This is a genomic window from Gluconacetobacter sp. (assembly GCF_047721585.1).
GTDB lineage: Bacteria > Pseudomonadota > Alphaproteobacteria > Acetobacterales > Acetobacteraceae > Gluconacetobacter > Gluconacetobacter dulcium.
The window spans coordinates 1-25,793 of sequence record NZ_JBDNXE010000019.1; the positions used below are offsets into that span (position 1 = coordinate 1).

The following is a 25,793-nucleotide window of genomic DNA, read 5'->3' on the forward strand; positions in this document are numbered from 1 at the left end:
GGCGGGCGGAAGGGGCGGAAAGGGCGCGGGGCAGGCGGCCCCTTTCAAGGAAACCGGGCCGGCCGGGCATCGGGGGCGGATGCGTGCCCGGGTTCTGACATCGGGTGCCGCGTCGCTGGCGGATTACGAGATCGTGGAGATGCTGCTGTTCATCGGCGTGCCCCGGCGGGATACCAAGCCGCTGGCCAAGGCCCTGCTGAACCGATTCGGCAGTCTGGGCGCGCTGCTGTCGGCCTCGCCGGACGGGCTGCGGGAAGCCGGACTGTCGGAGCGGGCGGCGGCGGCGCTGGGGCTGCCGGCCGCCGTGGCCGAGTGTCTGTCGCGGCCCGATCCGCTGACGCGCACTCCGATGCGAGACTGGGATGCGGTGCTGGCGTATTGCGACACCCGGTTGGCCGATGCGCCGCCCGGCCAGTTGCGGGTGCTCTTCCTCGACAGCATCAATCACATCATTGCCGATGAGGCGGTGGATGACGGCGGAGGCGGTGCGCCGGAACTGACCCAGCGCCATATTCTGCTGCGGGCGCTCGACCTGCACGCCACGGCGCTGGTCGGAATCCGGATGGCGCCCAACTGGCCGCCGCCGGTCGCGATGATCGAGGGGGATGCGGTGCTGATGCAGGCGATTTCCTACCACGCGCAGAACCTATCCCTGACGGTTCAGGACCATGTGTTCCTGCGGCGCGGCCAGTGGCTCAGTCTGCGCCAGCAGCGACGCCTGTAGGAGTCCGGCGGCCGATGCGCGTGCGGCGATCGGGGGCGCATCGGCCGCCAGGCGTCGGAAGGTTACTTCGCCGCGGGGTGGATATGCGCGGCCGCCAGTTGGCCCCGGATCGCCGCCATCAGTTCGCCGGGATCGGTGACCAGTGCGTCGGCACCGGCTTCGGTCAGTTCTTCTTCGCCGCCATAGCCCCACAGTACGCCAAGTCCCCTGATATGGTTGGCGTGGGCGCCGCTGATATCGAACCGACGATCGCCGACCATGATGGCGCGGTTTCTGGCGATGTCGTGCTCTTCCAGCAATTGGGCGATGAGTTCGGGTTTCTCCGCGCCGGTATCGTCGGGCCGGGCACCGTAGAGCGCCGTGAAATAGGGGGTCAGCTCCCGCAATTCCAGGATGGCGCGGGCCAGGTGAACCGGCTTGGAGGTTGCCAGGAACAGCCGGGCGCCGGAGGCCGTTACGGCTTCGATCACCTCGCGCATGCCTGGGAAGACCGGGCTGCGATGCATGCCGCGCCGCTCGTAATGATAGCGGTAGCGCCTTACGGCTTCCTCGGCCCTGTCGTCGCCGTAATGCGTGAGGACGCGGGCGACCAGATCGTGCAGGGGGGGACCGACAACCCAGGTCAGGTCTTCCGCCGGATCGGGTTCATGGCCAAGATCGCGTATCGCGTCATGCAGGGAACTGATAATGCCGGCGCGGGAATCGATGATGGTACCGTCGAGATCGAGAAGAACCGCGTCGCGATGATTGAGGGACGACAGAACATTCATACCGGCGATGGTCCTTTTGGCTCCATGAAGCTCCCTTATACCCAAGCTGCCGCTTCGCGGCCATTGGCGGCTTCCCGTCCGGGCGGCCGGGGCCGTGGGATGGCATGACCGCGCCTTCCGCCGATGCCGATGACGTTGGGCTGCTGTCCGCGATCCTGACGCTGATCCTGCCTTCGGGAGGCGACCCTGCCGGGCTGGCCCGCGCCATGCTGGCGCGATTCGGCACTGCCGGCGCAGTCTTCGCCGCCGAAGCCGACGAATTGTCGGCTGCGGTCGAGGGGCGGATTCAGGTGGTCGTCACGCTTCCGCTGCTGCGTGAGGCGGCGATCCGGTTGATGCGGACGCGAATCCGGCAGGGCAATCTGCTGGCGTCGCATGACGCGCTGATGGCTTATCTTCAGGCCGTTCTGGCGCGCGACACGCTGGAGCAGTTTCGCGTGCTGTTTCTGGACCGCAATGCCCGGCTGATCGCCGATGAAGTCCTGGCGCAGGGCACGATCGACCAGACGCCCGTCTATCCGCGCGAGGTCATGCGCCGCGCCATCCGCCTGAAGGCGAGCGAACTGATCCTGGTTCATAACCATCCCGGCTGGAACCCGATGCCGTCGCGCGAGGACATCGCGATGACCCGGCGGCTGGAGCAGATCGCCACCGTGCTGGGGCTGACGGTGCGCGACCATGTGATCGTGGGCAATGGGGGAGCGACCAGTTTCCGGCAGGCGGGCCTGCTGTGAGAGGCAGCCTGCCGGCCGGGTGCTTGCTTCAGGTGCCGTTGGCGGTTTGCTCGGTGAGCGTATCTTCGGCGATCATCAGCCGGTTGCGGCCGCCCCTTTTGGCGACATAGAGCGCCTGGTCGGCGCGTTCGATCAGGGCCGCATGGTCCTCGTCGGGCCGGTGGCAGGCGATCCCCATGCTGATGGTGACGTGCAGGGTCGGACCGGATGGGACCACGATGGAATCCGACGAGACGGCGCGGACCAGCCGGCGCGCGAGGCTGATGGCCTGTTCGGGGTTCTGGTCCGTGATCAGGACCGCGAATTCCTCGCCGCCGATCCGGGCGACCATGTCGCCGTCGCGCACGGCGGCCAGGACCGTGGAGGCGACCCGCTGGAGCACGATGTCGCCGATCGGGTGACCGTAGCGGTCATTGACCAGCTTGAAATGATCCAGGTCGAAAATCGCGACCGCGATCTTCGCATCGTCCTGCGCCATGCAGGCATGGAGAGCCTGGAAGAAGGCGCGCCGGTTGGGCAGGCCGGTCAGTTCGTCCGTATTGGCCGCGTGCTCGTTGGCTTCGGCGATCCGGCGGTTCTGTTCGTCCTGTGTGAACTGTTCGGTGATGTCGCGGATCAGCCCGCCATAGCCCAGATCTTCATCCAGGCGATGGGCCAGGATCTCGACATGCCGGATCGTGCCGTCGCGGCGGCAGATGCTGACGACCTGCCGCAGATCTTCCCGGCTGCCCGATACCAGTTCGGACAGTGCCCGGCTGAGGGGAGGGCGGTCCTCGGGGATGACGCTCTCCAGCATGTGCTGGCCCAGCCGGTATTCGACCGGCACGCCGAACAACTGCTCGGATGCCGGATTGAGGTAGCTCCAGCGGCCGAAGGCATCCACCCGGAACAGCACGTCGCCCACGCGGTCTGCCAGGTGACGGAAATCGCGCAGTCGCCGTTCGGCCAGTGCGGCTTTCTGGTCGCGCTGGGTCAGTACGGCGCCCAGCGGCAGGGCGCAGAAGAAGATTGTCGCCAGGTCGAGCTGGAAAATATAGATCCTCAGCGAGTCCGGCCCATGAAAGGGCATGGCGGGGCCGACATCGGTGAAGATGAAATAGCTGCCGATCATGGCGATGATTGCGACGGCCAGCGCGGCGCCCTTGGCATACAGGTGGTAGGTGGCCAGGAGCAGCGGCGGCAGAAGCAGGAACTGGAACGGATAGTGGGCCTGGCCATAGACCACGATCGCTGCCCCCGCGACCAGCGCCATCAGGCCGCCGGCCACAAGCGATGACGGGGAATCGTGGTCCGGGTTGCCCTTGGTATCATAGGGGTTCAGGGCCAGCAGAACCGGAACCGTGATCAGTACGCCGGGCAGGTGGGCCATCGTCCAGGTCGTCGCACCACCCAGCCAGCCGCGCCCTTCGCTGAAATACAGGGCTTCTGCCGCGACGGCCGCCGAGCATATGACGGCCATTGCCGTCACAAGGGCGAAGCGGAATGCCCATCCGGGATGTTCGAAAAAATCGGAGATCGGGCTGAAACGGCGGGCCAGAAAAACGGCGAGCAGGATTTCGACCAGATTGGCGCCTGCAAAGCCGACGCTGGTGACCCAGGGGCGATGGTCACCCAAATTGACCAGCGTGGACAGGACCAGCAGCAGCGGCGGAAACAGCCGCCAGTCGAAATTGCGCATGCACAGGGCCGATGCCACCAGGACCGCGTTGGCCGGCCAGATCATGGCGGAACTGCCGCCATGGCGGGTCCATCCCACGCTGGCAATGGCGACGAGGCACCATACCACGCAGGTCAATATCGTCGACAGACTGTTCCGACCCGCCAGGATTGCTGTCATGCTGCGTGGCTCGTCCTCATTACCCGATGCCAATTATCATCAATTGCCGACTTCGGGACAGCGGGCCTGTTATATCAATTGCGACAGAATGCGGTCTGCATGAGTCCATTGCTGTGTGTGTTCCGGTTCTCGCGGCCCGATGGGCGCTGCATCGATCAGCCGCCGCATGCGCCCGTCCTGGAGTAGGTCCTGTTTGAATGCGTGCATTCGAACAGGTGAAGATTCTCCTAAAAACAATAAACTAGAGTATTTCCACCGAACCGGCTTTCGGTGGCAATGCTCTGGTCTGGCGTTCGACATATTTCTGGACGGTGATCTTCAGTTCGGTGGGCAGGCGGCGGTAGAGTTCGATCAGGTCGTGCTCGTCTGTCGAAAGCGTCATGGGGAATGCCTGTTCCACCATCCCGCTGAGGAAAAGTTCTTCCGGCACCTGAAACAGTTCCGCCAATCGCGGGATGTGCCCGCGTGCGCTGCTGCGGCCGGTCTCCAGCGCCGCGATGGCGGAGCGACTGACATGGAGGGCACGGGCGAGGTCGTTCTGGCTCATGCCTCCGGCCTTGCGCAGGGTTACGATCTTCTTGGCGAGTTCAGCCGCGGGAGATGCCTTTGTCGTATCATTCCCGGCCAGCGTGGCATCGGTATCCCGGATCCACTTTCGAAACAGGGACTGCGGGATGATACCGTCGGGATTGGTGCCGGTCGGTTTTGGAGAACTCTTTGCCTGATAGGAAATCATGCCTCCGGGCAGGTCGATGATCCTGCGCGGTGGGATGGCGGGATTGCCCGGCATCCATATCTGTCCCGGCTGGAGAAGAGTTCTTCGGGCCATGATGCTTTACGAAAGGAGGACCCCGCTCTTGCAAGGAGAGCGGGGTCTGTGGAGATGAACGGATCGGAGCCGTGATGCTCAGAGTGACGAGGTGAGGGCTCGGGTCGTTTCGTCGGAGGCGATATATGGGCCGGCGGACCTGACGGTGATGGCGAGCATGGCGATGCTGTTGGGATGACGCTCGCCGAGGGGAAGGGAGGCGTTACCGCTGGTCCAGCGGCTGTATTCTCCTTCCACGGCGTGCCAGCCGGGCAGGTCGCCGTCTGTCAGGTGGTCCGTGATGGTTCGGGCGTGGTTGCCTTCAAAGAGCCTGATCTCGCCGACTTCGATGCCGAAAGGGCGGCGGTCGTCGACGAAGGGGCCGATCGTGTCGCTGGGGCGGCTTGCCCTGGAGACAAGCCGGACGGTCCGAACGCCGGTCGGGACCATGAACAGGGTGCAGCCGTCGGCCTCACGGATCTTGCGGAGGATCTGTCCCTTGTCTGTGGTGAGGTGGAGGTCGGGCTCATCGGTCAGGACGGGCGCGGGTGCCTGGCTTTCGAGATGCGCCGCTTCGGCACGGGATGCGAGCTGGCGGAACAGGGGCTCGGCGAATGCGCGGGCGACATTCAGGGGGGCGCCGGCATCTTCTTCCCAGGTACGGACAACGCCGCGCAACGTGGCGACCTTGCCGTCCTGCTGGAAGGCGCGGCGGTTGCCGGTGTCGAGATAGCTCTCGGTCAACATGCCGTCGGCGCGGATCACCGCGTGCGGGTCTGTTTCGATATGGTAATACGTGTAGCTGGTAATGGATTTGTCGTAGAAGATGGATGTGCCGTTGACGAGCATGCGGGCGGGGATGAAGCTGTTCGCGAAGAACAGGCAGTGCTCGGCGGTGATCAGCATGTCCTTGTAGGGAACGCCATCGGCGACGGCGTCCTTGAGGATGCGAACGGGATAGCCTGCCTCGTCGTCCGGGTAATCTGGACGGACCACGACTTTTCTGCTGCCGACCCAGACGACATCGCGTGTTGCTTCAATGTTGTTGCGCCAGTCGTAGACGCTGATTTCATCGCCGATCCGGATATCTTCGACGGCGCAATCACCATCCGGCGTCCGGATCATCGAGCCGGCGAGGAAGCAGGCACCGATATAGGTGTTGTGGTCCTTGTAGGTGATTTGCAGGGGGTTTGTGTTTACGTCTTCCGTCGCCAGGTTGTTATAGGTTCCGACGGGGAGGTTGGCATTTGCTGCGGGTGTTACAGTGTAGGTCGCAATCTGTGTGCCATCGCTTCCAAAAAGCGTAATCGTTTTGTTTGTGCCTGATGTGGCTATGGTATAACCGGAAACAGTGGCGACTGTATTCTTGATTTCTATGGTATCGTATTGCGGATCGTAGCCGGTAATCGATGTTCCCGACAGATTCAGGAATACACCACCACCATTCAGAACAAGCGTGCCGCCGCCAGTTGTGAAATTGATGGTCGTTCCCTGGAGCAGGCTGATCAGTTGTGTGTTGCCGTTATATGTGCCGCCATACCCTATGTTGATGGTTGAGCCACTCAACGCACCAGCGATGAGGCCACCCGAAAACGTCGCCGTTCCGCCATATATATTCATGGTAATGGCTGTTGCGGCGTTTACAACGAAATCAATATCTGTCGTTCCGCCGATTGTAAAAACGGGTGCCGACAGGGCAGACAGAACAATATCAATGGTACCGCTGGAACCTGGTACAGAGACCCATTGACCACCGATTATAGAAAGCAGACTACCATTGGTCGCATCGGTTCCCGTCTGGATATGGGACAGAAGACCGTCAGGAACGCCGGTTAGCGTTTTTATTGTATTTCCGTTGGAATCCGTAATTGTGATGTTGGAATTTCCGATGCCGCCATTGAAAAGCGTTCCATCGGTAATTGTCCATGTTGTTTCAATATGACCTTGTGCGTCATATGTATAATACGTGCCAGCGCTCGACATACTGATATCCCCCCAAAGCTGGATGTGCCCCTGCGAAGATCGGGATCTCAGATTGTCATATGAAAGTTAACAAATGCCCCATGTCACCGAGCCTACAGGCATGGTGGCGATAAGCGCCATGCGCCCTGTCGCAGGGAGTGGCCGGGCCTGTGGGGACGAAAAAGGACAGCCGACGATTGCGTCGGTCATTTTTAAAAGGAGATTGGTGCCGGGTGAGGGATTTGAACCCCCGACCTTCGGTTTACAAAACCGCTGCACTACCGCTGTGCTAACCCGGCGGCGATGGGACGTTGCACCATCGTTAGACTATCCGTGGCATCGTGGTTCGTTTTGAGGACCAGGGCCGGGACTGTGTGCTTTTGCCTCTGTCTTCCCGACGGGTCAAGAGGGCAGGGTGGCGGGAAGATTCCGCCACCCTTCTGATCAGGCCTGCTGATAGAGCAGGCGGGCGCGGATTGTGCCTTTGAGGTCGCGCAGGCGGCGGAGGATGCGGTTGTCCTTGTCGGTGTCGCGCCCCGTATCCGCCTCGACCACCACGTAGCCCAGTTCACCGTCGGTCTGGAGATACTGGGCCGTGATGTTGCTGTTCTCGGCCATGAAGATCTCGTTGATCTGGAGCATGATGCCGGGAACGTTGCTGTGGACGTGCATGAAGCGGGTGCCGCGCGGGCTTTCCGGCAACTGCACGGTCGGGAAATTGACGGCGCCCAGAGTCGAGCCCACGTCGGAATATTCGACCAGCTTGCGCGCGACTTCGACGCCGATCCGCTCCTGCGCCTCGGCGGTCGAGCCGCCGATATGCGGGGTGAGGATGACGTTTTCCAGCCCCTGGAGCGGCGAGGTGAAGGAATCGCCCGCGCCCTTGGGTTCGGTCGGGAACACGTCGATCGCGGCCCCCAGCAGGTGGCCGTCACGCAGGGCGTCGGCCAGCGCCTCCAGGTCCACCACGTTGCCGCGGGCGTTGTTGATCAGGAACGAGCCGGGCTTCATCGCGCGGATCTGTTCGGCGCCGATCAGGTTGGCGGTGCTGGGGAGCTGCGGCACATGCAGGCTGACCACCTCGCTCTGCGCCAGAAGGTCGTTCAATGTCTCGACCGGCGTGGCGTTGCCATGCACCAGCTTGTCGATCACGTCGTAATAGATCACGCGCATGCCGAACGCCTCGGCCAGGACCGAAAGCTGCGAGCCGATCGAGCCGTAGCCGACGATGCCCAGCGTCTTGCCCCGGACTTCCCAGCTATTGGCGGCGGATTTGTTCCAGCCGCCGGCATGGCACTCCACCGAGCGGGGGAAGATCCGCCGCATCAGCATCACGACCTCGCCCATGACCAGTTCGGCGACCGAGCGGGTGTTGCTGAACGGGGCGTTGAAGACCGGGATGCCGTGGGCACGGGCCGCAGTCAGGTTGACCTGGTTGGTGCCGATGCAGAAGCAGCCCACGGCGATCAGCCGGTCGGCGGCGGCGATGACCTCGTCGGTCAACTGGGTGCGGGAGCGGATACCCACGATATGCACGCCTTCCAGAGCCTCGCGCAGGGCCGCCCCTTCCAGAGCGGTCTTGAGTCGCGTGACGTTCTCATACCCGTTGGCCTTCAACAGCGACACGGCGCTGTCGTGGACGCCTTCGAGAAGCAGGATGCGGATCTTGTCCTTGGGGAGGGACAGGTGGGAGGTGGCTTCGCTGCTCATCTCGAATACTCGCGCTTATTCGGGGAAGATGGTTCTCCTATCCGATCGACGGATAAATGGATAGGGAGAGGACGGCATCGGTGCCATGTGCTGGCCCGCCGGGTGAAGGGTGTCACCGCGCCGGCAGGCCCGTATTCAGCAGGGAGACGGCGTCGGCCAGCATGGCCGGGTCGCCGACCGCCAACACCGTGCCGTCGCTCTGCGCATGCAGCGTGCGGCCGTGCCAGTCCGTCACCCGGCCGCCGGCGCCTTCGATAATGGGCACGAGGGCGGCCCAGTCCCAGATCTTCATCGTGCATTCCGCGATCACATCGACCTGTCCCAATGCCAGCAGGCCGTAGGCATAGCAGTCACCGCCCCAGGTGACGCGGCGGGCGGCGCGGCGGAGCGCGTCCCAATATGGCGTCGGTGCGTCCGCGATCATCTCGGGCGCGGTGCAGGAGAGTTCCGCCAGTTTCAGCGCGGCGCAACGGCGGGTGCCGATGGTGCCGGGCAGGCGGGATTCGTAGCGCGTCGGCCGGCCGCGCATGCCGATCCAGCGTTCGCCGGTGATCGGCTGGTCGATGATGCCCAGCACCGGTACGCCGTCTTCCAGCAGGGCGATCAGGGTGCCGAAGGTGGGGCGGCCGGTGACGAAGGCTCGTGTGCCGTCGATCGGGTCGATCACCCAGCAGTGGCGGGAGCCCGCGCGCTCCAGCCCGAATTCCTCGCCCAGTACGGCATGGTCGGGCAGGCGTTCGGCCAGGATCGCCCGGATGGTGCGCTCGGCGGTGCGGTCGGCGACGGTGACCGGACTCTGGTCGCTCTTGTCGTCGACCGTGACCCCGGAGCGGAAGAATGGACGGATCACGCAGGCGGCGGCATCGGCGGCGGCGGTCGCGGCGTCCAGCAGGCGGTCGGCATCGGGGAGGGCGGCGGCGAGAGGCGTGCCGGTGTGGGTCATGGCTGGTGTCCTCCGTCGGACAGGGTGTGCAGGTAGGCGATGATCGCCGCGCGGTCGCGGATGTCGGACAGGCCGGGGAAGGCCATGCGGGTGCCCGGCGCGAAGCGGGCCGGGCTTTCCAGCCACGCCGACAGGGTTTCGTCGGTCCAGAGTTCCGACCGGTGTGCCAGGAGCGCGGGGGAGAGGCTGTAGCCGGGGAGGTCGGCGATCGGGGTGCCGGCGACGCCGAACAGATTGGGGCCGACCGCCGGGGGGGCGCCCTGCGTGAAGCTGTGGCACATCGCGCAGGATCGTGCCGCGAGGGCCTGTCCGGCTTTGGGATCGGCATGCGCGAGGGCTTCGGCGACCGAGAGGCCGGCCGATCCGTCGGGCGGTTCGGGCAGGGCGAAGGCCGGATGGAGCGGAATGGCCTCGGGTATGGCCCGGTGTCCGGCCCAGACGCTGCCGGCCATTGCCAGCGCGGTCAGCAGGAAAGCTGCGCCGATGCGGTTGGCGTCGTGGCTGTCCATCCGGGTTACGATGCTCCATCGGTGTTTCGGTTGCATGCTGGCCGGTCCTTACCTAGACTGCCGCCCGCCTTGTGTGAAGCTGCGTGGGATCGTGCCGATGGGCCGGAGCGCGTGTCCGCAGCGGCGTTTCCCCGGCCGGACGTTTCCGCCGCTTTCGAGTGTCAGGGCCTGCTGCGTGTTCGCATGAATCCAATCGTCATCATTCCTGCCCGCATGGCCTCGACGCGCCTGCCGGGCAAGCCGCTGGCCATGATCGGCGACCGGCCCATGATCGTGCATGTGCTGGAGCGCGCGCGCGCGGCCGATATCGGGCCGGTCGTGGTCGCTGTGGCCGACCCCGAACTGGCGCGGGTGGTGGAGGCGGCGGGTGGTACCGCCGTCCTGACCGACCCGGCGTTGCCTTCGGGCTCCGACCGGGTGTGGCACGCGCTTGCGACCGTCGATCCGGACGGCCGGCATGACGTGGTGCTCAACCTTCAGGGCGACCTGCCGGGGCTGGCGCCGGAGACCCTGGCCGCCGCCCTGCTGCCGCTGGCCGACCGGGCCGTCGATATCGGTACGCTGGTCGCCCCGGTCACGGAACCCGGCGAGGCGCAGGCGGACTCGGTGGTGAAGGTCGCATGCGCGTTTCCCGAGGGTGCCCCGCGCGCCGTGGCGCGGGCGCTGTATTTTTCGCGGGCGGCGGTTCCGTGGGGCGAGGGGGCGTTGTGGCATCATGTCGGGATCTATGCCTATCGCCGGGCGGCGCTGGCGCGGTTCGTGGCCCTGCCCGAAGCGGCTTTGGAAAGGCGTGAAAAACTGGAACAGCTTAGAGCCCTGGAGGCCGGAATGATCATCGGATGTGCCCGGATCGGGGCGGCGCCGTTCGGCGTGGATACGCCGGCGGACCTGGAACGCGCGCGCCGCATGATGGCGGACGTGGCATGAGCGGCGCGCCGTCGATATCTCCCGGCGCACCGTCGATTCCCCATATGGGGATCATCGCCTTTCAGGGGCGGCCGGGCGCCTATTCCGACCTGGCGTGCCGGCAGGCCTTTCCCGGCTGGAGCACGCTGCCCTGCGAAACCTTCGCCGATGCGATCGCGGCGGTGCATGACGGGCGCGCAGACCTGGGCATGCTGGCCTGCGAGAACAGCCTGGCGGGGCGGGTGCCGGATATTCATGCCCTGCTGCCGCAGGCGGGGCTGAACATCGTCGGCGAGCATTTCCAGCGGGTCGAGCATTGTCTTCTGGGCGTGCCCGGCAGCACGATCGCGCAGGCGCGGCGGGTCCATACCCATCCGGTCGCCATGGGGCAGATCCGGGGGATCGTCGAGGCGCTGGGTCTGACGCCGGTGGTGGAATTCGATACGGCGGGCGCGGCCGAACTGGTGGCGCGGTGGAACAACCCCGAGGATGTGGCCGTGGCGTCGGCGCTGGCGGCGGAACTGAACGGTCTCGTGGTGCTGCGGCATAATGTGGAGGACGCGGCGCATAATACGACCCGCTTCTACATCACGTCGCGCGAGGCGGTGCGGCCGCCACCGGGGCAGGCGGGCACGCTGACCACCGTGCTGTTCCGGGTGCGCAATACGGCCGGGGCGCTCTACAAGGTGCTGGGCGGGTTTGCGACCAACGGCGTGAACATGACGCGGCTGGAGAGCTACATGCTGGACGGGTCGTTCGCCGCGACGCAGTTTCTGCTCGATGTCGAAGGGCACCCCGAGGATGCGGCGCTGGCGCAGGCTTTGGCGGAACTGGCCTTCTTTTCGGAAACCTCCGCGATTCTGGGTGTTTATCCGGGGTCGCCGTTCCGGGGAAACGGGATGGCGGACCGATGAAGGTTGCCTAGCCACCATGCCCGGCATTAACACCGTGGATTAACAGAACAGGCGGGATCACGATCCTGCCGGGGTGGCCCGAGGGGCGGCCCGTGTCACAGCCTGCGAGATTCGAGTGGAAACGACTATGTTCAAGGGTTCGATCACAGCCCTGATTACGCCGATGAACGATGACGGGTCGCTGGATTTTCCGGCGCTGGGCCGATTCCTCGACTGGCAGGTGACCGAAGGGTCGTCGGGTGTCGTGCCGGTGGGCACGACGGGAGAAAGCCCGACCCTGACGCATGACGAACATGCGCGCGTGGTCGAATACACGGTTCAGGTCGTGGCGGGACGGGTGCCGGTCATTGCCGGCGCGGGCTCCAACAGCACCGCCGAGGCCGTCAATATGGCCCGCCATGCCAAGGCGGCGGGGGCGGATGCCATTCTGGTCGTTGCGCCCTATTACAACAAGCCGACGCAGGAAGGGCTGTATCGTCACTTCATGGCGGTTGCCGATGCGACCGACCTGCCGCTGGTCGTCTATAATATTCCCGGCCGCTCGGTGGTCGATATTTCGGTCGAGACCATGGCGCGGCTGGCGCGGCATGCCCGGATCGTCGGGGTGAAGGATGCCACCGCCAACCTGCTGCGGCCGATCCAGGTGCGTCGGGCGATCGATCACAAGCCCTTCAATCAGCTTTCGGGCGAGGATGGTACCGTGGTCTCGTTTCTGGCCGCCGGAGGGGATGGCTGCATCAGCGTGACCTCGAATGTGGCGCCGCGCCTGTGCGCCGAACTGCACCGGGCCTGGCAGGATGGGCGCGTGGCGGATGCGATGGCGTTGCAGGACCGGCTTTCGCCGCTGCACGATGCGCTGTTCTGCGAGAGCAATCCGGCGCCGGTGAAATATGCCGCCAGCCTGCTGGGGCTGGGGGGCGAGACCTGCCGGTTGCCGCTGGCGCCGCTGACCGAAGCGTCCCGCGTCCTTGTCCGCGAGGCGCTGGCCGCCGTGGGCCTGTTGAACTGACGATGGCCGAGAAAAACAAGAGTGGCATGATCTCGCACGGGATCGCGGCGCAGAATCGCAAGGGGCGGTTCGACTACAAGATCCTGGAGACGGTCGAGGCCGGGCTGGTGCTGAAGGGGCCGGAGGTCAAGAGCCTGCGCATGGGGCGGGCCACGATCAACGAAGCCTATGCCGGCGACCGGAATGGCGAGATCTGGCTGTTTAACAGCTATATCCCCGAATATCAGGGCGGCGTGCTATCGCGCTTCGAACCCCGCGCGCCGCGCAAGCTGCTGCTGCACGGCAAGCAGGTGAACAAGCTGCTGGGCGCCGTGGCGCGCGAGGGCGTGACGCTGGTGCCGCTGGATATCCATTTCAATGCCCGTGGCCTGGCCAAGGTGACGCTGGGGATCGGCGAGGGGCGCAAGAAGGCCGACAAGCGCCATGCGATCGCCGAGCGCGACTGGCAGCGCGACAAGGCGCGGCTGATGCGCAACAAGGGCAAGGAATAGGCCGGCTCGGCCGCCTTGCATTACGCTATTTTATTGTTTTAACGGCTCTTTGAGCGTGGCTGGGCGCGTGTGCCCCTGGCCGCGATCCGCTTTGGCGGCGCGGCGCGCGGGGAAGCGTGCCGCCCAAACAAAAACAGGGCCGCCCGAGGGCGACCCTGCTTGTTGATCAGGCTTGATGCCGGATCAGTCGACGCTGATCGACGCGGCCTCGGGGCCTTTCTGGCCCTGGACGACCTGCACGTTCGCCGTCTGGCCTTCGGTCAGGCCGGTCAGGCCCGAACGCTCCAGAGCCGAAGCGTGGACGAAAATGTCCTTGCCGCCGCTTTCCGGGGTGATGAAGCCGAAGCCCTTCGTGGCGTTGTACCACTTCACGATGCCGCGCATGTCCTGCGCATGCGACAGATCGGGGGCCGGACGGGCCGGACGGGCACCGAAGCCGCCGGGGGCACGCGGGGCGCCGGGGCCGGCACCGAAACCGCGCGGACGCTCCGGCTGGGCCGTGCTCTCGTCGACCGAGACCACTCCGGCGACCTGGCGACCCTTCGGCCCCTGGCCGATGCGGACCACCAGCGTCGTGCCGGGGGAGACGGAGCTGTGGCCGGTCGTTGCCAGCGCGTTGGCGTGAAGGAAGACATCGCCCGAACCGTCGGCCAGTTCGACGAAGCCGAAACCCTTCTCGCTGTTGAACCATTTTACGGAGGCACTGATCTCCGGTCCCGAGGCGATCACCTGGGAGGGGGCGCCACCACCACCGCCCATGGGGCGACGGGGAGCTCCGCTGCTGCCACGATCACCGAACGTCGGCGGCGACATGAAATCGTCGTCAAATCCGCCGCGGCGCGGGGAACGGGGGCTGCGGTCGGTCCTGTTACTTCTCAACGGTCGTAATCCCGAGGTCTAGTTGGCGGGTCCTGTCCCAGGAGCCACCGGATGAAGAAATTTTGCTGGATCAAGGCATTACACAACCGTTCTCCGAACCGCCTGAGCGGCCGTGGCGGACAGCATCCTTTCCCCGCGCGGACCCTAGCACGAATGCGTCGGTGTCCGATACAGATAAGCATAACTTCGGCCCGTGGTTCCATCATGCCGTCATCTTTAATATGACCAAGCATTAATGTTGGCGCCGTCGGCGGTGGGGGGCCGGATAGCCGTGCATGACGGCGGGCTGGCGTGGGTCGTCCGATCACGAAAGTCACCCATGGGCTTTCTCGAAACGCCGGGACGTTTTAGACAGTCGGTGGGCGCGGTTCGGATGCGGCGTCGCGCAGGTGAAAAGGGAAGCTGATGGGCCAGACAAAGACGGAAAGAAAAGCCCTTTGGATGGCGCGTGTCGGTACGCTCGCCGGGATGGGGTGCCTCGCGGCAGCCGTTTGTGCCCCGGCCCACGCCACGCCGTTGCAGGACCCGTACGGAACCTGGACGATCCAGGGGGAAAACGACGCGGTCAGTACCCTGAAGGGAACGTCGGACCAGTATTATACCAGTGGGCTGCGCCTGAACTGGACCTCGGGCACCGACAACCAGCCGGCCCCGATCGAGACCATCAATCATGCCATCATGGGGGCAGGCGTCACCCGCATCAGCATGGGCTTGCAGCAGCTTATCTTTACCCCGGAAAATACGCAGATCAGCACGCCGTCGCCGCGTGACCGGCCTTATGCCAGCCTTTTGCTCGGCACCATCAACCTGATCAACGATACCGATCTTTCCCGGTCGGTGTTCGGTATCCAGGTCGGTGTCATGGGGCCGGCCGGGCTGGGCGAGAAATTGCAGAACGGTTTCCACGGCGCGATCGGCGACACCCGGAACCTGGGGTGGCACCACCAGTTGCAGAACCAGCCGATCTTTCAGGTGCAGGCGGGGCGGACCTGGCGGTTTCCGCTGGCCGATGTCTTCGGTATTTCGATGGATATGCTGCCCGCGACCTCGGCCGCGATCGGCGATTACCGGATCTATGGCTCGGTGGCCGATACGTTCCGGATCGGCCAGGGGCTGAACAGCGATTTCGGCACGCCCACGATCGGGCCGGGCACCGATGGTACCGATGCCTACCGGCTGACGCGCCCGGTGTCGTGGTATGTCTTCGGCAACGTGACCGGCTACGCCGTCGGTTATGACGCCACCCTGCAAGGCAATACGATCCGCAGCAATTCGCCGCATGTGCCGGTGAACTGGGATGTGGGCGAGATCCATGCCGGCCTCGCGATCATGTGGCACGGGATGCGCCTGTCCTACAGCCAGGTGTGGCAGACCCAGGAATTCAAGGGCGCGCGCAGCGGGCTGTTCAATTACGGGTCGCTGGCCCTGTCGGCCAAATTCTGAACGCCTGACCGAACATGCGGGCTGGCGAGCGGGAGCGGCCCGCTTCGGGCCGCGCCCGGCGTGTGTTTCCGCGCATCGGAGCGGAGTGGCCTTGATGGCCATTCGCCGCCAGCGCGCATGTTCGGTCAGGCTCTGGGAATCCGCCCGTCAAGGCGGGCGTGTTCTTCGCGGCGCCGAGGGTCTGCTCTAGCCGGAGCGTAGGGTTCGGGCGGCGTCGTGACGGTCGAACAGTTCCACGGCCAGGGCGACCGCGCCGCGCCTTGTCTCGGCGTTGCCTTCGACGATCCGTTGCGCGTCCTGTGCTGCGATCGCGACCAGCAGGTCCAGCCGGGCGCCGGTGGCCAGTCGCAGGTCCGGCAGGCCGGACTGGCGGCGGCCCGTCAGGTCGCCGCCGCCGCGCAGGCGGAAATCCTCGTCGGCGATCAGGAAGCCGTCCTCGGTGTCGCGCAGCAGGGACAGTCTGCGCCGCGCCGTCTTGCCCAGGGCGTCGTCATGCAGCAGCAGGCAGAAGGATTCGTCGCCGCCGCGACCGACGCGGCCGCGCAACTGGTGCAACTGCGCCAGGCCGAACCGTTCGGCGTGCTCGATGACCATGACCGTCGCGGCGGGGATGTCGACCCCGACCTCGATCACCGTCGTCGCGACCAGGATGCGGGTGCGGCCGGCGGCGAAATCGGCGATCGCGGCCTCGCGCACCGCGATGTCCTGCTGGCCGTGGGCGAGGCCCACGATCGGGCCGAACCGTTCGGCCAGCACCGCGAAGCGGGCTTCCGCCGCCGCGATGTCCAGGGCCTCGCTCTCGCTGACCAGCGGGCAGACCCAGAAGACGCGCGCGCCGCCGGCGATGGCGCGGCCGATGCCATCCAGCAGGTCGCCCAGTGACGCCATGGCGTGCAGCGAGGTGCGGATGGGCAGACGGCCCGCCGGCTTTTCGTCCAGGCGGCTGACCTGCATCTCGCCCCACTGGGTCAGGAGCAGGGTGCGGGGAATCGGCGTGGCGGTCATGACCAGGATGTCGGTGAGGTGGCCTTTTTCGCCCAGCAGGAGCCGCTGTTCGACGCCGAAACGGTGCTGTTCGTCGATCACCGCCAGCGCGAGGTCGGCGAAGACCACCTTGTCCTGAAACAGGGCGTGCGTGCCGACGACAAGGGGGGCGCGGCCGGTGGAAATCTCGTCCAGCACCGCGCGTCGGGCGCGGCCCTTGATGCTGCCGCTGAGGAAGGCGACCGGGACGGGGGCCAGCCGGGTGAAGGTGGCCAGGTGCTGGCGGGCCAGGATTTCGGTCGGGGCCATGAGCACCGCCTGGTGGCCGGCCTCCACCACGCCCAGCATCGCTTGCAGGGCAACCAGCGTCTTGCCCGCGCCGACATCGCCCTGCACCAGGCGCAGCATCGGGCTGGGGGATGCGAGGTCGGCGTCGATCTCACGCAGGGCGCGGGTCTGGGCGCCGGTCGGAAGGTGGCCGAAACGCTCCAGCGATGTGGTGCGCAGCGTGCCTGTGGGCACGATCGACCGGCCGGGACGGTTGCGGTTGCGCCGCCGGGCTTCGGCCATCGCCACCTGTTCGGCCAGCAGTTCGTCGCAGGCCAGGCGCAGGCGCGCCCGTTCGGACGCGGCGGCGTAGGCATCGTCCTTCAGCAGGTCGGGAAATTCATCGGGGCAGTGCAACTGGCGGAGCGCGGTTTCGAAATCCGGCCAGTGCCGTCGTGCGACGAGCGTGGGGTCCAGCCATTCCGGCAGGGCGGGGAAGTGCTGGAAGACCTGTTGCAGCGCGTTGCGGACATGGCGGGGGAAGAGGCCCGCCGTCAGCGGCCAGACCGGGTCCAGCATCGGGATGCGCCCGATGTCGCCGCCCGGCACGATGTGGTCGGGGTTGGCGATCGAGAGTCGGTCGCCGAACGAATCCAGCATGCCCGAGATCGCGACCGCGCTGCCGGTGACCATCTGTCGTGCCTGGTAGGGGGAGAAGAACGCCAGGTCGATCGCGCCGCTGCCGTCCGACAGGCGGACCCGCCAGGGTTGGCGCGAGCCGCGCGCGGGGGCGTCGATCCGCTGCACGGTGCCCGACAGGGTGCAGATCCGGCCCGGAACGGCATCGCGCATCGGGGGGCGATAGCGTCGGTCGATCACGGATTCGGGAAGGTGGAACAGCAGGTCCGCCACGCGCGTGCCGCCGGTCGCGCGCGCCAGCAGCTTCGCGGTGGCGGCGCCGACCCCTGGCAGCGTGGCGAGCGGGGCCAGAAGCGGGGCCAGAAGCGGGCCGAGAAGGCCCGGTGAATCGTCCTGGGGGGTGGTATCGGACACGCTGGGCTCGATCGTCCTCAATTCCCCGGTTTCTTTCCGCGGGGGCCGTTTCTGGGGGGCGGTGCGACTGCCGGGCTGACAGGACCCTGACGGAGGGCTATAGGACAGCAACGCGAAGGAACAAAACGAAACCATATCAGGGCAGGCACCATGTCCCTCGACATACCGGACTTTTCGACCCTCGATCCGCGCCGTCGCCGGATCTATTTCCGCGCCACGCATCGCGGCACGCATGAGGCCGACATCCTGATCGGCGGCTTCGTGGCGCCGCGTCTGGCGGGGATGTCGGATGCGGACATGGATGCGCTGGAAACGGTGATGGACCTGCCTGACGCCGATCTGGCGGACTGGCTGAGTGGCCGCAAGCCGGTGCCGGCGGAGGTTGACTGCCCGATGATGCGCGCGATCATCGCCGACGCCAACGATCCCGCCCGGCAGGCCGCGATCCGGGGAGAACGATGACAGCAGAGGGAAGGGACCAGCCCGCCGGGCCTTCCGGCTGGATGAATGTCTGGGGCGTGCCGGATGGGTACGACGCCTTTCTCGTCGCCCGGCGCGCGCGCGAGCATGACGGGCCGGTGCTGCATGTGGCGCGCGACGACGCGGGCATGGCGCGGATCGGCGACCTGCTCTCGTTCATCGCGCCGCATGCGGAGATCCTGCGTTTTCCGGCGTGGGATTGCCTTCCCTACGATCGGGTGTCGCCCAATCCGGCGATCGTCGCCGAACGGGTCGCGACCCTGACGCGCCTGCTGGAGCCCGCGACGGGGCCGCGCATCGTGCTGACCACGGTGGGTGGGCTGGTGCAGCGGGTGACGCCGCGCGCGGCCTTTCGCGGCCAGTCGCTGACGGTCGCGGCCGGCGACAATCTGGACCAGGAATTCCTGATCGAACTGCTGGTGACCAACGGCTACAACCGCACCGATACGGTGATGGAGCCGGGCGAATTCGCGACCCGTGGCGGCATTTTCGACATATTCCCCTCCGGCGAGGCGGAGCCGGTGCGGCTGGACCTGTTCGGCGACGAGGTCGAGAATATCCGTCGGTTCGACCCGGCCACCCAGCGGTCCTCCGAGCGGCTGGACCGGTTCGTGATGCGTCCGGTGGCCGATTTCAGCCTCGATCAGGCCAGTATCTCGCGCTTTCGTACCGGTTGGCGCGATCTGTTCGGGCCGGCCGCCGGCGGCGACCCGCTCTACCAGCATGTCTCCGACGGGCGGCGCCATGCCGGGCTGGAGCACTGGTTGCCGCTGTTCTACGAACATCTGGAAACGCTGGTCGATTATCTGCCGGGCGTGGCGGTGATCATGGCGCATCAGGCGGACGAGGTTCTGTCGTCGCGGCTGGAGATGATCGCCGACCATTTCGAGGCGCGGCGCCAGCCGGTGCGCGAGGGCGAGGTTCCGTATCGTCCTCTGCCGCCGCATCTGATGTATCTGGACCGCAAGGGGTGGGACGGCATGCTGGCCGGCCGCCCGGTGGTGGTGTTCAACCCCTTTTCCCGCCCGGATGGGGCGGAGGGGATCGACGCGCTTGGGCGGCCGGGAATCCTGTTTGCCCGCTCGGTGGTGGATGGATCGCGTGAGAACGTGTTCGCCATGCTCGATGCGCAGGTCCGGCAATGGGGCGAGACCGGGCGCCGGGTCTATCTGTCGGCCTGGACCCGTGGATCGCGCGAGCGGATCGCGACGCTGCTGCGCGAGCATGGCATGCGGGCCGAGAGTTTCGAGACCTGGACCCAGGCGCAGGATCTGCCGGCCGGCACCGTCGGGTTGCTGACGCTGGGGCTGGAGCGCGGCTTCATTGCCGACAATCTGGCCTTCGTGTCGGAACAGGATCTGCTGGGCGAGCGGATTGCGCGACCGCCGCGCCGCCGCAAGCGGGCCGACCAGTTTATCGCCGAAGCGTCGGAGATCGCGGAAGGCGACCTGGTGGTGCATCAGGATTACGGCATCGGCCGCTATGACGGGCTGGAGACGGTGGCGGTCGGCAGCGCGCCGCATGACTGCCTGCGTCTGGTCTATGACGGCAGCGAGAAGCTGTTTCTGCCGGTCGAGAATATCGAGCTGCTCAGTCGCTTCGGGTCCGATCAGGCCGGGGTGGCGCTGGACAAGCTGGGCGGGGCGTCGTGGCAGAACCGCAAGGCGCGGATGAAGCAGCGCATTCGCGACATGGCGGGCGAACTGATCCGTACCGCCGCGATGCGCGCCCTGCGCGAGGCGCCCAGCCTGACCCCGGCGGAAGGGCTGTGGGACGAATTCTGCAGTCGCTTCCCCTTTGCGGAGACCGAGGACCAGTCGCGCGCCATTGTCGATGTGCTGGAGGATATGGGTTCCGGCCGGCCGATGGATCGTCTGGTGTGCGGCGATGTCGGGTTCGGCAAGACCGAGGTGGCGTTGCGTGCGGCCTTCGTGGCCGCGATGTCGGGCGCGCAGGTGGCGGTGGTGGTGCCGACCACGCTGCTGGCGCGGCAGCATTTCCGCACCTTCTCCGCCCGGTTCGCCGGGCTGCCCGTGACGGTGGCGCAATTGTCGCGCATGGTGACGGCCAAGGAAGCGGCTGCCGTGCGCAAGGGGCTGGCCGACGGCACGGTCAACATCATCATCGGCACCCATGCCCTGCTGGCCAAGGGCGTGCAGTTTGCCGATCTGGGATTGCTGATCATCGACGAGGAGCAGCATTTCGGGGTCTCCCACAAGGAGAAGCTGAAGGCGCTGCGCGAGGATGTGCATGTCCTGACCCTGTCGGCCACGCCGCTGCCGCGCACGCTGCAACTGGCGCTGACCGGCGTGCGGGAGATGAGCCTGATTGCCACGCCGCCGACCGACCGGCTGGCGGTGCGTACTTTCATCATGCCCTTCGACAGCGTGGTGATCCGCGAGGCGATCCAGCGCGAGCGGTTCCGGGGCGGGCAGATCTTCTGCGTGGTGCCGCGGATCGAGGATCTGGACCGGATGGGCGCGCGCTTGCAGGAGATCGTGCCCGACGCGCGGCTGGTGCAGGCCCATGGGCGCCTGACGCCCACCGAGCTGGAACGGGTGATGACCGAATTCAGCGACGGCAAATACGACATCCTGCTCTCCACCAATATCGTGGAAAGCGGGCTGGACATGCCGGCGGTGAATACGCTGATCATCCATCGGGCCGACATGTTCGGCCTGGGGCAGCTTTACCAGCTTCGCGGGCGCGTGGGACGCGGCAAGCAGCGCGGCTATGCCTACCTGACCTGGCCGCAGACGCATGTGCTCTCCGCCGCCGCCGAGAAGCGGCTGGAGGTCATGCAGACGCTTGATACGCTGGGGGCGGGCTTTACCCTGGCCTCGCATGATCTGGATCTGCGCGGCGCGGGCAACCTGCTGGGTGACGAGCAGTCGGGCCATATCCGCGAGGTCGGAATCGAACTCTACCAGCAGATGCTGGAAGACGCGGTGGCGGAACTGCGGGCCGAGAAGGGCCGGCGCAAGGCCGCGGACCGGGACTGGACGCCGAATATCATCCTCGGCCTGCCGGTGCTGATTCCGGAAGAGTATGTGCCGGACCTGCCGGTGCGGCTGGGGCTGTATCGCCGCATCGCCGGGCTGGCGAACGATGCCGAGATCGAGGCGATGGAGGCCGAACTGGTGGATCGGTTCGGCTCGTTGCCCGATCCGGTGCGCAACCTGCTGGATGTCGTCGCGATCAAGCGCCTGTGCCGTGAGGCGGGTGTCGAGCGGCTGGAGGCTGGGCCGAAAGGGATGGTGATCCAGTTCCGGGGCAATCATTTCGCCAATCCCGCCGGGTTGGTGGCATGGATGGCGAAGCAGAAAGAGGGCAATGTCCGCCTACGTCCAGACCACAAGCTGGCGCTGGTGCGTGAAATGACGAATGCGCAGCGCATCCGTCTGGCGAAGGACACGGTTCAGGCCCTGGGTCGCCTGGCGGAACAGGAGAAGGCGGCCTGACGACACACCCCGCTTGTGGTGACGGACATGCGGAAGGAGGAAGCGGAATGAAAATCGATCTGGCAGGAAAAACGGCGATCGTCAGCGGCTCGACCGCCGGGATCGGGCTGGCTGTCGCGCTGGCGCTGGCCGAAACCGGGGCGGATGTGATCGTCAACGGCCGCAGTCAGGCCCGTGTGGATGAGGCCATGGCCTCTATCCGGACCCGCATGCCCACCGCGCGGCTGCGCGGCGTGCCGGGCGATCTGGGCACGAAAGAGGGGATCGACGGCTTTGTCCGCCTCGTTCCGCAGGCCGATATTCTCGTCAATAATCTGGGCATTTTCGAGCAGAAACCGTTTCTTGAGACGCCGGACGAGGATTGGCAGCGTTTCTTCGACATCAATGTACTGAGCGGCGTGCGCCTGACCCGCCATTATCTGCCGGGCATGGTGGAGCGGGCATGGGGGCGGGTGGTGTTCGTCTCCAGCGAATCGGCGCTGAATATTCCGGCGGACATGGTTGCCTACGGGTTCTCCAAGGCCGCGCAGGTCGCCATTGCCCGTGGGATCGCCGAGGGGGTTCCCGGAACGGGCGTGACCGTCAATTCGGTGCTGCCGGGGCCGACGCGGACCGAAGGCGTGATGGAGATGTTCGCGAAGGCGGCGCGGGAGAGCGGTCGGCCGATCGAGGAGATCATGGCCGAGTTCGTGCCGCAGCACCGCCCGGCCTCGTTGATCCGCCGTCTGGCGGAGCCCGAGGAGATCGCCAGCATGGTTGCCTATGTCTGCTCGCCGCAGGCATCCGCCACGACCGGGGCGACCTTGCGGGTGGAAGGGGGCCTGCTGCGCCATCCCGGGTGACAGGCTGCTCCGTTCCCACAGTCGGCTGGCGCCTCAGTCTGCCGGTCCCTCAGCCTGCCGGTCATGCGAGGCGCGTTGTTTTCAGATCGTTCCTGACGGGAATGTGACGCGCTTTTGTGTCCTGCACGATGGTGTTTTCTTCACAAAACAAGTCACCGGGCGTGTCGCCCCTTTTCGTGCTGTCATCACGGGTGTTAAAAACAGTAATAATAATACAGGAAGGGAGCAGTGCATGCCTGAAATCGAGGATCGCGCGCCCCAGACCCCGCTGCGCGATGTCTTTCAGTTGATGGGTGCGATCCTGTTTGTCATCGGCATGATCCTGATCGGTTGGCGGGCGGCTTTTTTCTCGGGAGTGTGGCCCGCCTGACCCGTCTTCGGGTCCGCCTCGCTTTTCATGGCGAGGGCGGTTGGGTCTGATGGATGGTCAGTCGTCGCCGGAGAGCGCGGTTGCGAGCGCCGTGCGTTCTTCCGCCGTCAGCGGGTGCGCGGCGGCGGCGACGTTGGCCTCGATCTGAGCGGGGCGGGTGGCGCCGGCAATGACCGATCCTACGACATCGTGCGACAGGAGCCAGCCGAAGGCCAGTTCGGTCAGGCTGCGCCCGTGCGTGCGCGCTACGGTATTCAGCCGGTCGAGAAGGGTCCAGTTGGCATCCGTCAGGTAGCGGTCGGCCAGATGGATCCACGCACTCAGCCGGCTGCCGGGGGGTGGCGGGGTGTCGCGATGGTATTTCCCGGTCAGGATGCCGCTGGCCAATGGGAAGTAAGGGAGCAACCCCAGGCCGTAATGACGGATCGCCGGCACCAGGTCGCGCAATGCGTCGCGCGCCAGCAGTGACAGTTCGTCCTGGCATGAGATGAAGCCGGCCTGTCCGGTCGCGCGGGCGATGTGGCAGGCGTCGGCGACCTGCCAGGCGGGAAAATTGGAGCAGCCGGCGTAAAGGATCTTTCCCTCGCGGGTCAGGTCGTCCAAGGCGCGCAGGGTTTCCTCGATCGGGGTGGCCGGGTCGGGGGTGTGGACCTGGTACAGGTCGATCCGGTCCGTGCGCAGGCGGGTCAGGCTGGCTTCGACGGCCTGGCGGATATAGCGGCGCGACGCGCCCTGAAGATGACCTTCGGCATCCATGGGCATGCCGAATTTGGTGGCCAGCACGATCGCGTTGCGGTGCGGCCCGAGAATGGCGCCCAGCGTTTCCTCCGAGGCGCCGTAATGGGCCTCGCGCCGGCCATAGACATCCGCGACATCGAACAGGGTGATGCCGCTGTCCAGGGCCTGATGAACCACCGCCCGGGAGTCCTCCAGCCCGATGCGGCCGCCCAGATTGTTGCAGCCCAGCCCGACGGCGGAGACGCGCAGGCCGGAACGGCCGAGATGGCGATATTCCATGGGGAAACCTTCCTGCCCGGTCAGGGCATTTCCAGCCCGACCGAGACCGGGCAATGATCGGACAGGTCCGGCGCCTGGGCGGGGTCCCGTGCATCGTATGTCAGGACCCGGAGGCTGTCGGGGTGGAGCCACGCGCGGGCCTGGTTGCCCAGCAGGATGTGGTCGATGAAATAGGTGCCGCCCCAGCATGGGCTGGCGCGTCCGGCCGTGGTCAATGTCAGCGGGCCGTCGGCTTCCAGTTGCTGGAAGAACGGGTCGGACGGGGTGAGGTTGCGGTTGAAGTCCCCCATGACCAGGAAGGCTACGCCTTCATCCTGTCGTTGGGCAATCCAGTCGTCCAGCACCGTCAGTTGCCGGGCGAGCGTGCGGCAGGCCGGCCGCCGGTCGGCCAGGGCCGCGTTGCGGCAGCCGGCCTTGAGATGCACGATGAGGATGCGCAGGCTGGCGGTGCCGTCGTCGATCGTGACATCCAACCCCGTCCGCAGATGGTGGGGGGCGTCGGGCGGATAGACGTCGAGTGCCGACAGGTCCGGATGGCGGGTGACGGTCAGCCCGGCGGCGACCGCCAGTCCGACGCGCTGGACCACATGATCGTCGCTCATGACGATATGGTAACGGTTGGGCGGGAACAGGCGGGCGGCCAGGGCTGGGGAATCGACTTCCTGAAACCCGATGATGTCGGCGTTGAGCCGTGCGGCGTAGAGCGCCAACTGGCGCAGGCCGGCGTCGCTGCGATGATGAAGGTCGGGGGGAAGGGCGGGGTCGCCCTGCGGCCGAGCCGTCAGCCAGTCCAGGTTCCAGGTCGAGATCTTGATCGTGCGGGCGGCGGCACCTTGGCGTGGCGGTGCGGCGAGGACGGCCACCAGCCACCCGGCGCAGGCCAGGAGGCGGATGGCCGTCGATCGTGGATCAGACCTGTACAGGCTTCGCATCCACCTCGCGGGTCAGGCGGGAGATGGCTTCATCGACATGGATGCTGGAGCGTGTGGACTCGTCCAGGATCACGACCTCGCCGCTGGCGATGTCGTAGAACCAGCCTTGCAGGATCAGCGTGTTGCGAGCCAGGCCGGCGGCGACGGCCGGATGGGTGCGCAGATGGGCGATTTGCAGCAGCACGTTCTGTTCCGCCAGGCTGCGGACGGATTCCGGACCCGCGTCGGTCGCCTTCAGCGCGCCCGCGACGGCCCGCGCGGCTTCGGCATTGCGCAGCCAGGAAGCGACGGTGGGCATGTGGGCCAGTTTCGACGGATCGGGGTCCAGCAGGGCTTTCATCGCCCCGCAATCGGAGTGACCGCAGACGATGATATGCGATACGCCCAGTGCCAGGACCGCATATTCGATGGCCGACGACACGCCGCCCAGCATTTCGCCGTAGGCGGGGACGATGTTGCCGATATTGCGCAGAACGAACAGGTCGCCCGGCTGGGTCTGCGTGATCATGCTGGGATTCACCCGGCTGTCGGCGCAGGCGATGAACAGCGTGTCCGGAGATTGCTGGCCCGCCAGTTCCGCGAACAGTTCGCGATTCTGCGGGAAGATCTCGGCATTGAATTTCTCGACCCCATGCAGGAGCGAGATCAATGTTTTCTTGGCGTCGGTGTCGGCCATCGAAGGTCCCTATGTTCTGAAGTCCGCCTGGAACTTCACGGTGGCGTTCGAACGGTCACCCTGACAACGGCC

At 66.0% G+C, this 25,793-nt stretch carries 23 protein-coding genes and 1 tRNA gene; 11 read left to right on the top strand and 13 right to left on the bottom strand.

Translation table 11 applies throughout. The features are described 5' to 3' along the window. On the top strand, positions 1-724 hold a 724-nt coding region (locus ABF821_RS05720), incomplete at its 5' end, for a JAB domain-containing protein (protein WP_415529348.1). A gap of 62 nt (positions 725-786) precedes the next feature. Here the strand turns inward: ABF821_RS05720 and ABF821_RS05725 are convergent. Beyond that, a complete protein-coding gene (locus ABF821_RS05725) occupies positions 787-1,494 on the bottom strand; it encodes an HAD hydrolase-like protein (RefSeq protein ID WP_114726861.1) in 708 nt (235 codons plus the stop codon). Between the two features lie 104 nt (positions 1,495-1,598). Between ABF821_RS05725 and ABF821_RS05730 the strand changes: the two genes are divergently transcribed. Then, complete coding sequence (locus ABF821_RS05730; RefSeq protein WP_415529349.1) at positions 1,599-2,228, top strand: JAB domain-containing protein; 630 nt, start codon at positions 1,599-1,601, stop codon at positions 2,226-2,228. Positions 2,229-2,256: 28 nt separating this feature from the next. On the opposite strand, the gene ABF821_RS05735 is transcribed toward ABF821_RS05730, so the two are convergent. From ABF821_RS05735 to ABF821_RS05765, 7 genes are all read right to left on the bottom strand, one after another. Beyond that, positions 2,257-4,065 (bottom strand): diguanylate cyclase, encoded by a 1,809-nt coding sequence (locus ABF821_RS05735; RefSeq protein ID WP_415529350.1) that lies wholly within the window; start codon positions 4,063-4,065, stop codon positions 2,257-2,259. Between the two features lie 241 nt (positions 4,066-4,306). Beyond that, positions 4,307-4,855: a helix-turn-helix transcriptional regulator gene (locus ABF821_RS05740; RefSeq protein ID WP_415529351.1), complete on the bottom strand. Its 549-nt coding sequence runs from the start codon at positions 4,853-4,855 to the stop codon at positions 4,307-4,309. Positions 4,856-4,972: 117 nt separating this feature from the next. After that, positions 4,973-6,856, bottom strand: a complete 1,884-nt coding sequence (locus ABF821_RS05745) for a Hint domain-containing protein (RefSeq protein WP_415529352.1) — start codon at positions 6,854-6,856, stop codon at positions 4,973-4,975. Between the two features lie 203 nt (positions 6,857-7,059). After that, positions 7,060-7,134 (bottom strand) — tRNA-Thr (locus ABF821_RS05750). 145 nt (positions 7,135-7,279) lie between these two features. Then, positions 7,280-8,545, bottom strand: coding sequence for a phosphoglycerate dehydrogenase (gene serA / locus ABF821_RS05755; protein WP_182972897.1), 1,266 nt, complete (start codon positions 8,543-8,545; stop codon positions 7,280-7,282). Between the two features lie 112 nt (positions 8,546-8,657). Then, positions 8,658-9,488, bottom strand: coding sequence for an inositol monophosphatase family protein (locus tag ABF821_RS05760; protein ID WP_415529353.1), 831 nt, complete (start codon positions 9,486-9,488; stop codon positions 8,658-8,660). Next, the gene (locus tag ABF821_RS05765) at positions 9,485-10,033 is read right to left on the bottom strand and encodes a c-type cytochrome (RefSeq protein ID WP_246401262.1); all 549 of its coding nucleotides are present in this window, start codon (positions 10,031-10,033) and stop codon (positions 9,485-9,487) included. Before ABF821_RS05765 ends, ABF821_RS05760 begins: the two co-directional genes overlap by 4 nt. Positions 10,034-10,180: 147 nt before the next feature. Between ABF821_RS05765 and ABF821_RS05770 the strand changes: the two genes are divergently transcribed. From ABF821_RS05770 to smpB, 4 genes are all read left to right on the top strand, one after another. Then, positions 10,181-10,924 (top strand): 3-deoxy-manno-octulosonate cytidylyltransferase, encoded by a 744-nt coding sequence (locus tag ABF821_RS05770; RefSeq protein ID WP_182972899.1) that lies wholly within the window; start codon positions 10,181-10,183, stop codon positions 10,922-10,924. After that, positions 10,921-11,817: a prephenate dehydratase gene (locus ABF821_RS05775; protein ID WP_415529354.1), complete on the top strand. Its 897-nt coding sequence runs from the start codon at positions 10,921-10,923 to the stop codon at positions 11,815-11,817. Before ABF821_RS05770 ends, ABF821_RS05775 begins: the two co-directional genes overlap by 4 nt. Before the next feature lie 127 nt (positions 11,818-11,944). Beyond that, positions 11,945-12,826: a 4-hydroxy-tetrahydrodipicolinate synthase gene (gene dapA, locus ABF821_RS05780; RefSeq protein ID WP_415529355.1), complete on the top strand. Its 882-nt coding sequence runs from the start codon at positions 11,945-11,947 to the stop codon at positions 12,824-12,826. Between the two features lie 2 nt (positions 12,827-12,828). Then, entirely contained in the window at positions 12,829-13,317 is a 489-nt protein-coding gene (gene smpB / locus ABF821_RS05785; RefSeq protein WP_114726869.1) for an SsrA-binding protein SmpB, read from the top strand. Between the two features lie 183 nt (positions 13,318-13,500). On the opposite strand, the gene ABF821_RS05790 is transcribed toward smpB, so the two are convergent. Further along, positions 13,501-14,196 (bottom strand): cold-shock protein, encoded by a 696-nt coding sequence (locus tag ABF821_RS05790; protein ID WP_114726870.1) that lies wholly within the window; start codon positions 14,194-14,196, stop codon positions 13,501-13,503. Positions 14,197-14,637: 441 nt separating this feature from the next. Here ABF821_RS05790 and ABF821_RS05795 point away from each other — a divergent pair, with 441 nt between their 5' ends. Next, entirely contained in the window at positions 14,638-15,639 is a 1,002-nt protein-coding gene (locus tag ABF821_RS05795; RefSeq protein ID WP_415529356.1) for a lipid A deacylase LpxR family protein, read from the top strand. Between the two features lie 186 nt (positions 15,640-15,825). Here ABF821_RS05795 and recG read toward each other — a convergent pair whose 3' ends face one another. Next, positions 15,826-17,943: an ATP-dependent DNA helicase RecG gene (recG, locus tag ABF821_RS05800; RefSeq protein WP_415529357.1), complete on the bottom strand. Its 2,118-nt coding sequence runs from the start codon at positions 17,941-17,943 to the stop codon at positions 15,826-15,828. 150 nt (positions 17,944-18,093) lie between these two features. Here recG and ABF821_RS05805 point away from each other — a divergent pair, with 150 nt between their 5' ends. The 4 genes from ABF821_RS05805 (at position 18,094) to ABF821_RS05820 (ending at position 23,096) form a co-directional block, all read left to right on the top strand. Beyond that, on the top strand, positions 18,094-18,405 hold the full coding sequence (locus ABF821_RS05805) for a succinate dehydrogenase assembly factor 2 (protein ID WP_415529358.1): 312 nt from the start codon (positions 18,094-18,096) through the stop codon (positions 18,403-18,405). Beyond that, complete coding sequence (mfd, locus tag ABF821_RS05810) at positions 18,402-21,884, top strand: transcription-repair coupling factor (protein ID WP_415529359.1); 3,483 nt, start codon at positions 18,402-18,404, stop codon at positions 21,882-21,884. The genes ABF821_RS05805 and mfd overlap by 4 nt, the downstream gene beginning before the upstream one ends. Positions 21,885-21,931: 47 nt before the next feature. Further along, positions 21,932-22,726: an SDR family NAD(P)-dependent oxidoreductase gene (locus ABF821_RS05815; protein WP_415529360.1), complete on the top strand. Its 795-nt coding sequence runs from the start codon at positions 21,932-21,934 to the stop codon at positions 22,724-22,726. Positions 22,727-22,958: 232 nt separating this feature from the next. Next, entirely contained in the window at positions 22,959-23,096 is a 138-nt protein-coding gene (locus tag ABF821_RS05820) for a hypothetical protein (RefSeq protein WP_182972905.1), read from the top strand. A gap of 57 nt (positions 23,097-23,153) precedes the next feature. Here ABF821_RS05820 and ABF821_RS05825 read toward each other — a convergent pair whose 3' ends face one another. The 3 genes from ABF821_RS05825 to ABF821_RS05835 are packed head-to-tail and all read right to left on the bottom strand — an operon-like array spanning position 23,154 to position 25,721. Continuing rightward, positions 23,154-24,113 (bottom strand): aldo/keto reductase, encoded by a 960-nt coding sequence (locus tag ABF821_RS05825; protein ID WP_415529361.1) that lies wholly within the window; start codon positions 24,111-24,113, stop codon positions 23,154-23,156. 20 nt (positions 24,114-24,133) lie between these two features. Continuing rightward, entirely contained in the window at positions 24,134-25,045 is a 912-nt protein-coding gene (locus ABF821_RS05830) for an endonuclease/exonuclease/phosphatase family protein (protein ID WP_415529362.1), read from the bottom strand. Then, positions 25,023-25,721 (bottom strand): carbonic anhydrase, encoded by a 699-nt coding sequence (locus ABF821_RS05835; protein WP_415529363.1) that lies wholly within the window; start codon positions 25,719-25,721, stop codon positions 25,023-25,025. Before ABF821_RS05835 ends, ABF821_RS05830 begins: the two co-directional genes overlap by 23 nt. Positions 25,722-25,793 lie beyond the last annotated feature (72 nt).

Coding starts and splice junctions, on each gene's coding strand:
- ABF821_RS05725 (WP_114726861.1), bottom strand. CDS start 1,494: ATGAATGTTCTGTCGTCCCTCAATCATCGCGACGCGGTTCTTCTCGAT.
- ABF821_RS05730 (WP_415529349.1), top strand. CDS start 1,599: ATGACCGCGCCTTCCGCCGATGCCGATGACGTTGGGCTGCTGTCCGCG.
- ABF821_RS05735 (WP_415529350.1), bottom strand. CDS start 4,065: ATGACAGCAATCCTGGCGGGTCGGAACAGTCTGTCGACGATATTGACC.
- ABF821_RS05740 (WP_415529351.1), bottom strand. CDS start 4,855: ATGCCGGGCAATCCCGCCATCCCACCGCGCAGGATCATCGACCTGCCC.
- ABF821_RS05745 (WP_415529352.1), bottom strand. CDS start 6,856: ATGTCGAGCGCTGGCACGTATTATACATATGACGCACAAGGTCATATT.
- serA (WP_182972897.1), bottom strand. CDS start 8,545: ATGAGCAGCGAAGCCACCTCCCACCTGTCCCTCCCCAAGGACAAGATC.
- ABF821_RS05760 (WP_415529353.1), bottom strand. CDS start 9,488: ATGACCCACACCGGCACGCCTCTCGCCGCCGCCCTCCCCGATGCCGAC.
- ABF821_RS05765 (WP_246401262.1), bottom strand. CDS start 10,033: ATGCAACCGAAACACCGATGGAGCATCGTAACCCGGATGGACAGCCAC.
- ABF821_RS05770 (WP_182972899.1), top strand. CDS start 10,181: ATGAATCCAATCGTCATCATTCCTGCCCGCATGGCCTCGACGCGCCTG.
- ABF821_RS05775 (WP_415529354.1), top strand. CDS start 10,921: ATGAGCGGCGCGCCGTCGATATCTCCCGGCGCACCGTCGATTCCCCAT.
- dapA (WP_415529355.1), top strand. CDS start 11,945: ATGTTCAAGGGTTCGATCACAGCCCTGATTACGCCGATGAACGATGAC.
- smpB (WP_114726869.1), top strand. CDS start 12,829: ATGGCCGAGAAAAACAAGAGTGGCATGATCTCGCACGGGATCGCGGCG.
- ABF821_RS05795 (WP_415529356.1), top strand. CDS start 14,638: ATGGCGCGTGTCGGTACGCTCGCCGGGATGGGGTGCCTCGCGGCAGCC.
- ABF821_RS05805 (WP_415529358.1), top strand. CDS start 18,094: ATGTCCCTCGACATACCGGACTTTTCGACCCTCGATCCGCGCCGTCGC.
- mfd (WP_415529359.1), top strand. CDS start 18,402: ATGACAGCAGAGGGAAGGGACCAGCCCGCCGGGCCTTCCGGCTGGATG.
- ABF821_RS05815 (WP_415529360.1), top strand. CDS start 21,932: ATGAAAATCGATCTGGCAGGAAAAACGGCGATCGTCAGCGGCTCGACC.
- ABF821_RS05820 (WP_182972905.1), top strand. CDS start 22,959: ATGCCTGAAATCGAGGATCGCGCGCCCCAGACCCCGCTGCGCGATGTC.
- ABF821_RS05825 (WP_415529361.1), bottom strand. CDS start 24,113: ATGGAATATCGCCATCTCGGCCGTTCCGGCCTGCGCGTCTCCGCCGTC.
- ABF821_RS05830 (WP_415529362.1), bottom strand. CDS start 25,045: ATGCGAAGCCTGTACAGGTCTGATCCACGATCGACGGCCATCCGCCTC.
- ABF821_RS05835 (WP_415529363.1), bottom strand. CDS start 25,721: ATGGCCGACACCGACGCCAAGAAAACATTGATCTCGCTCCTGCATGGG.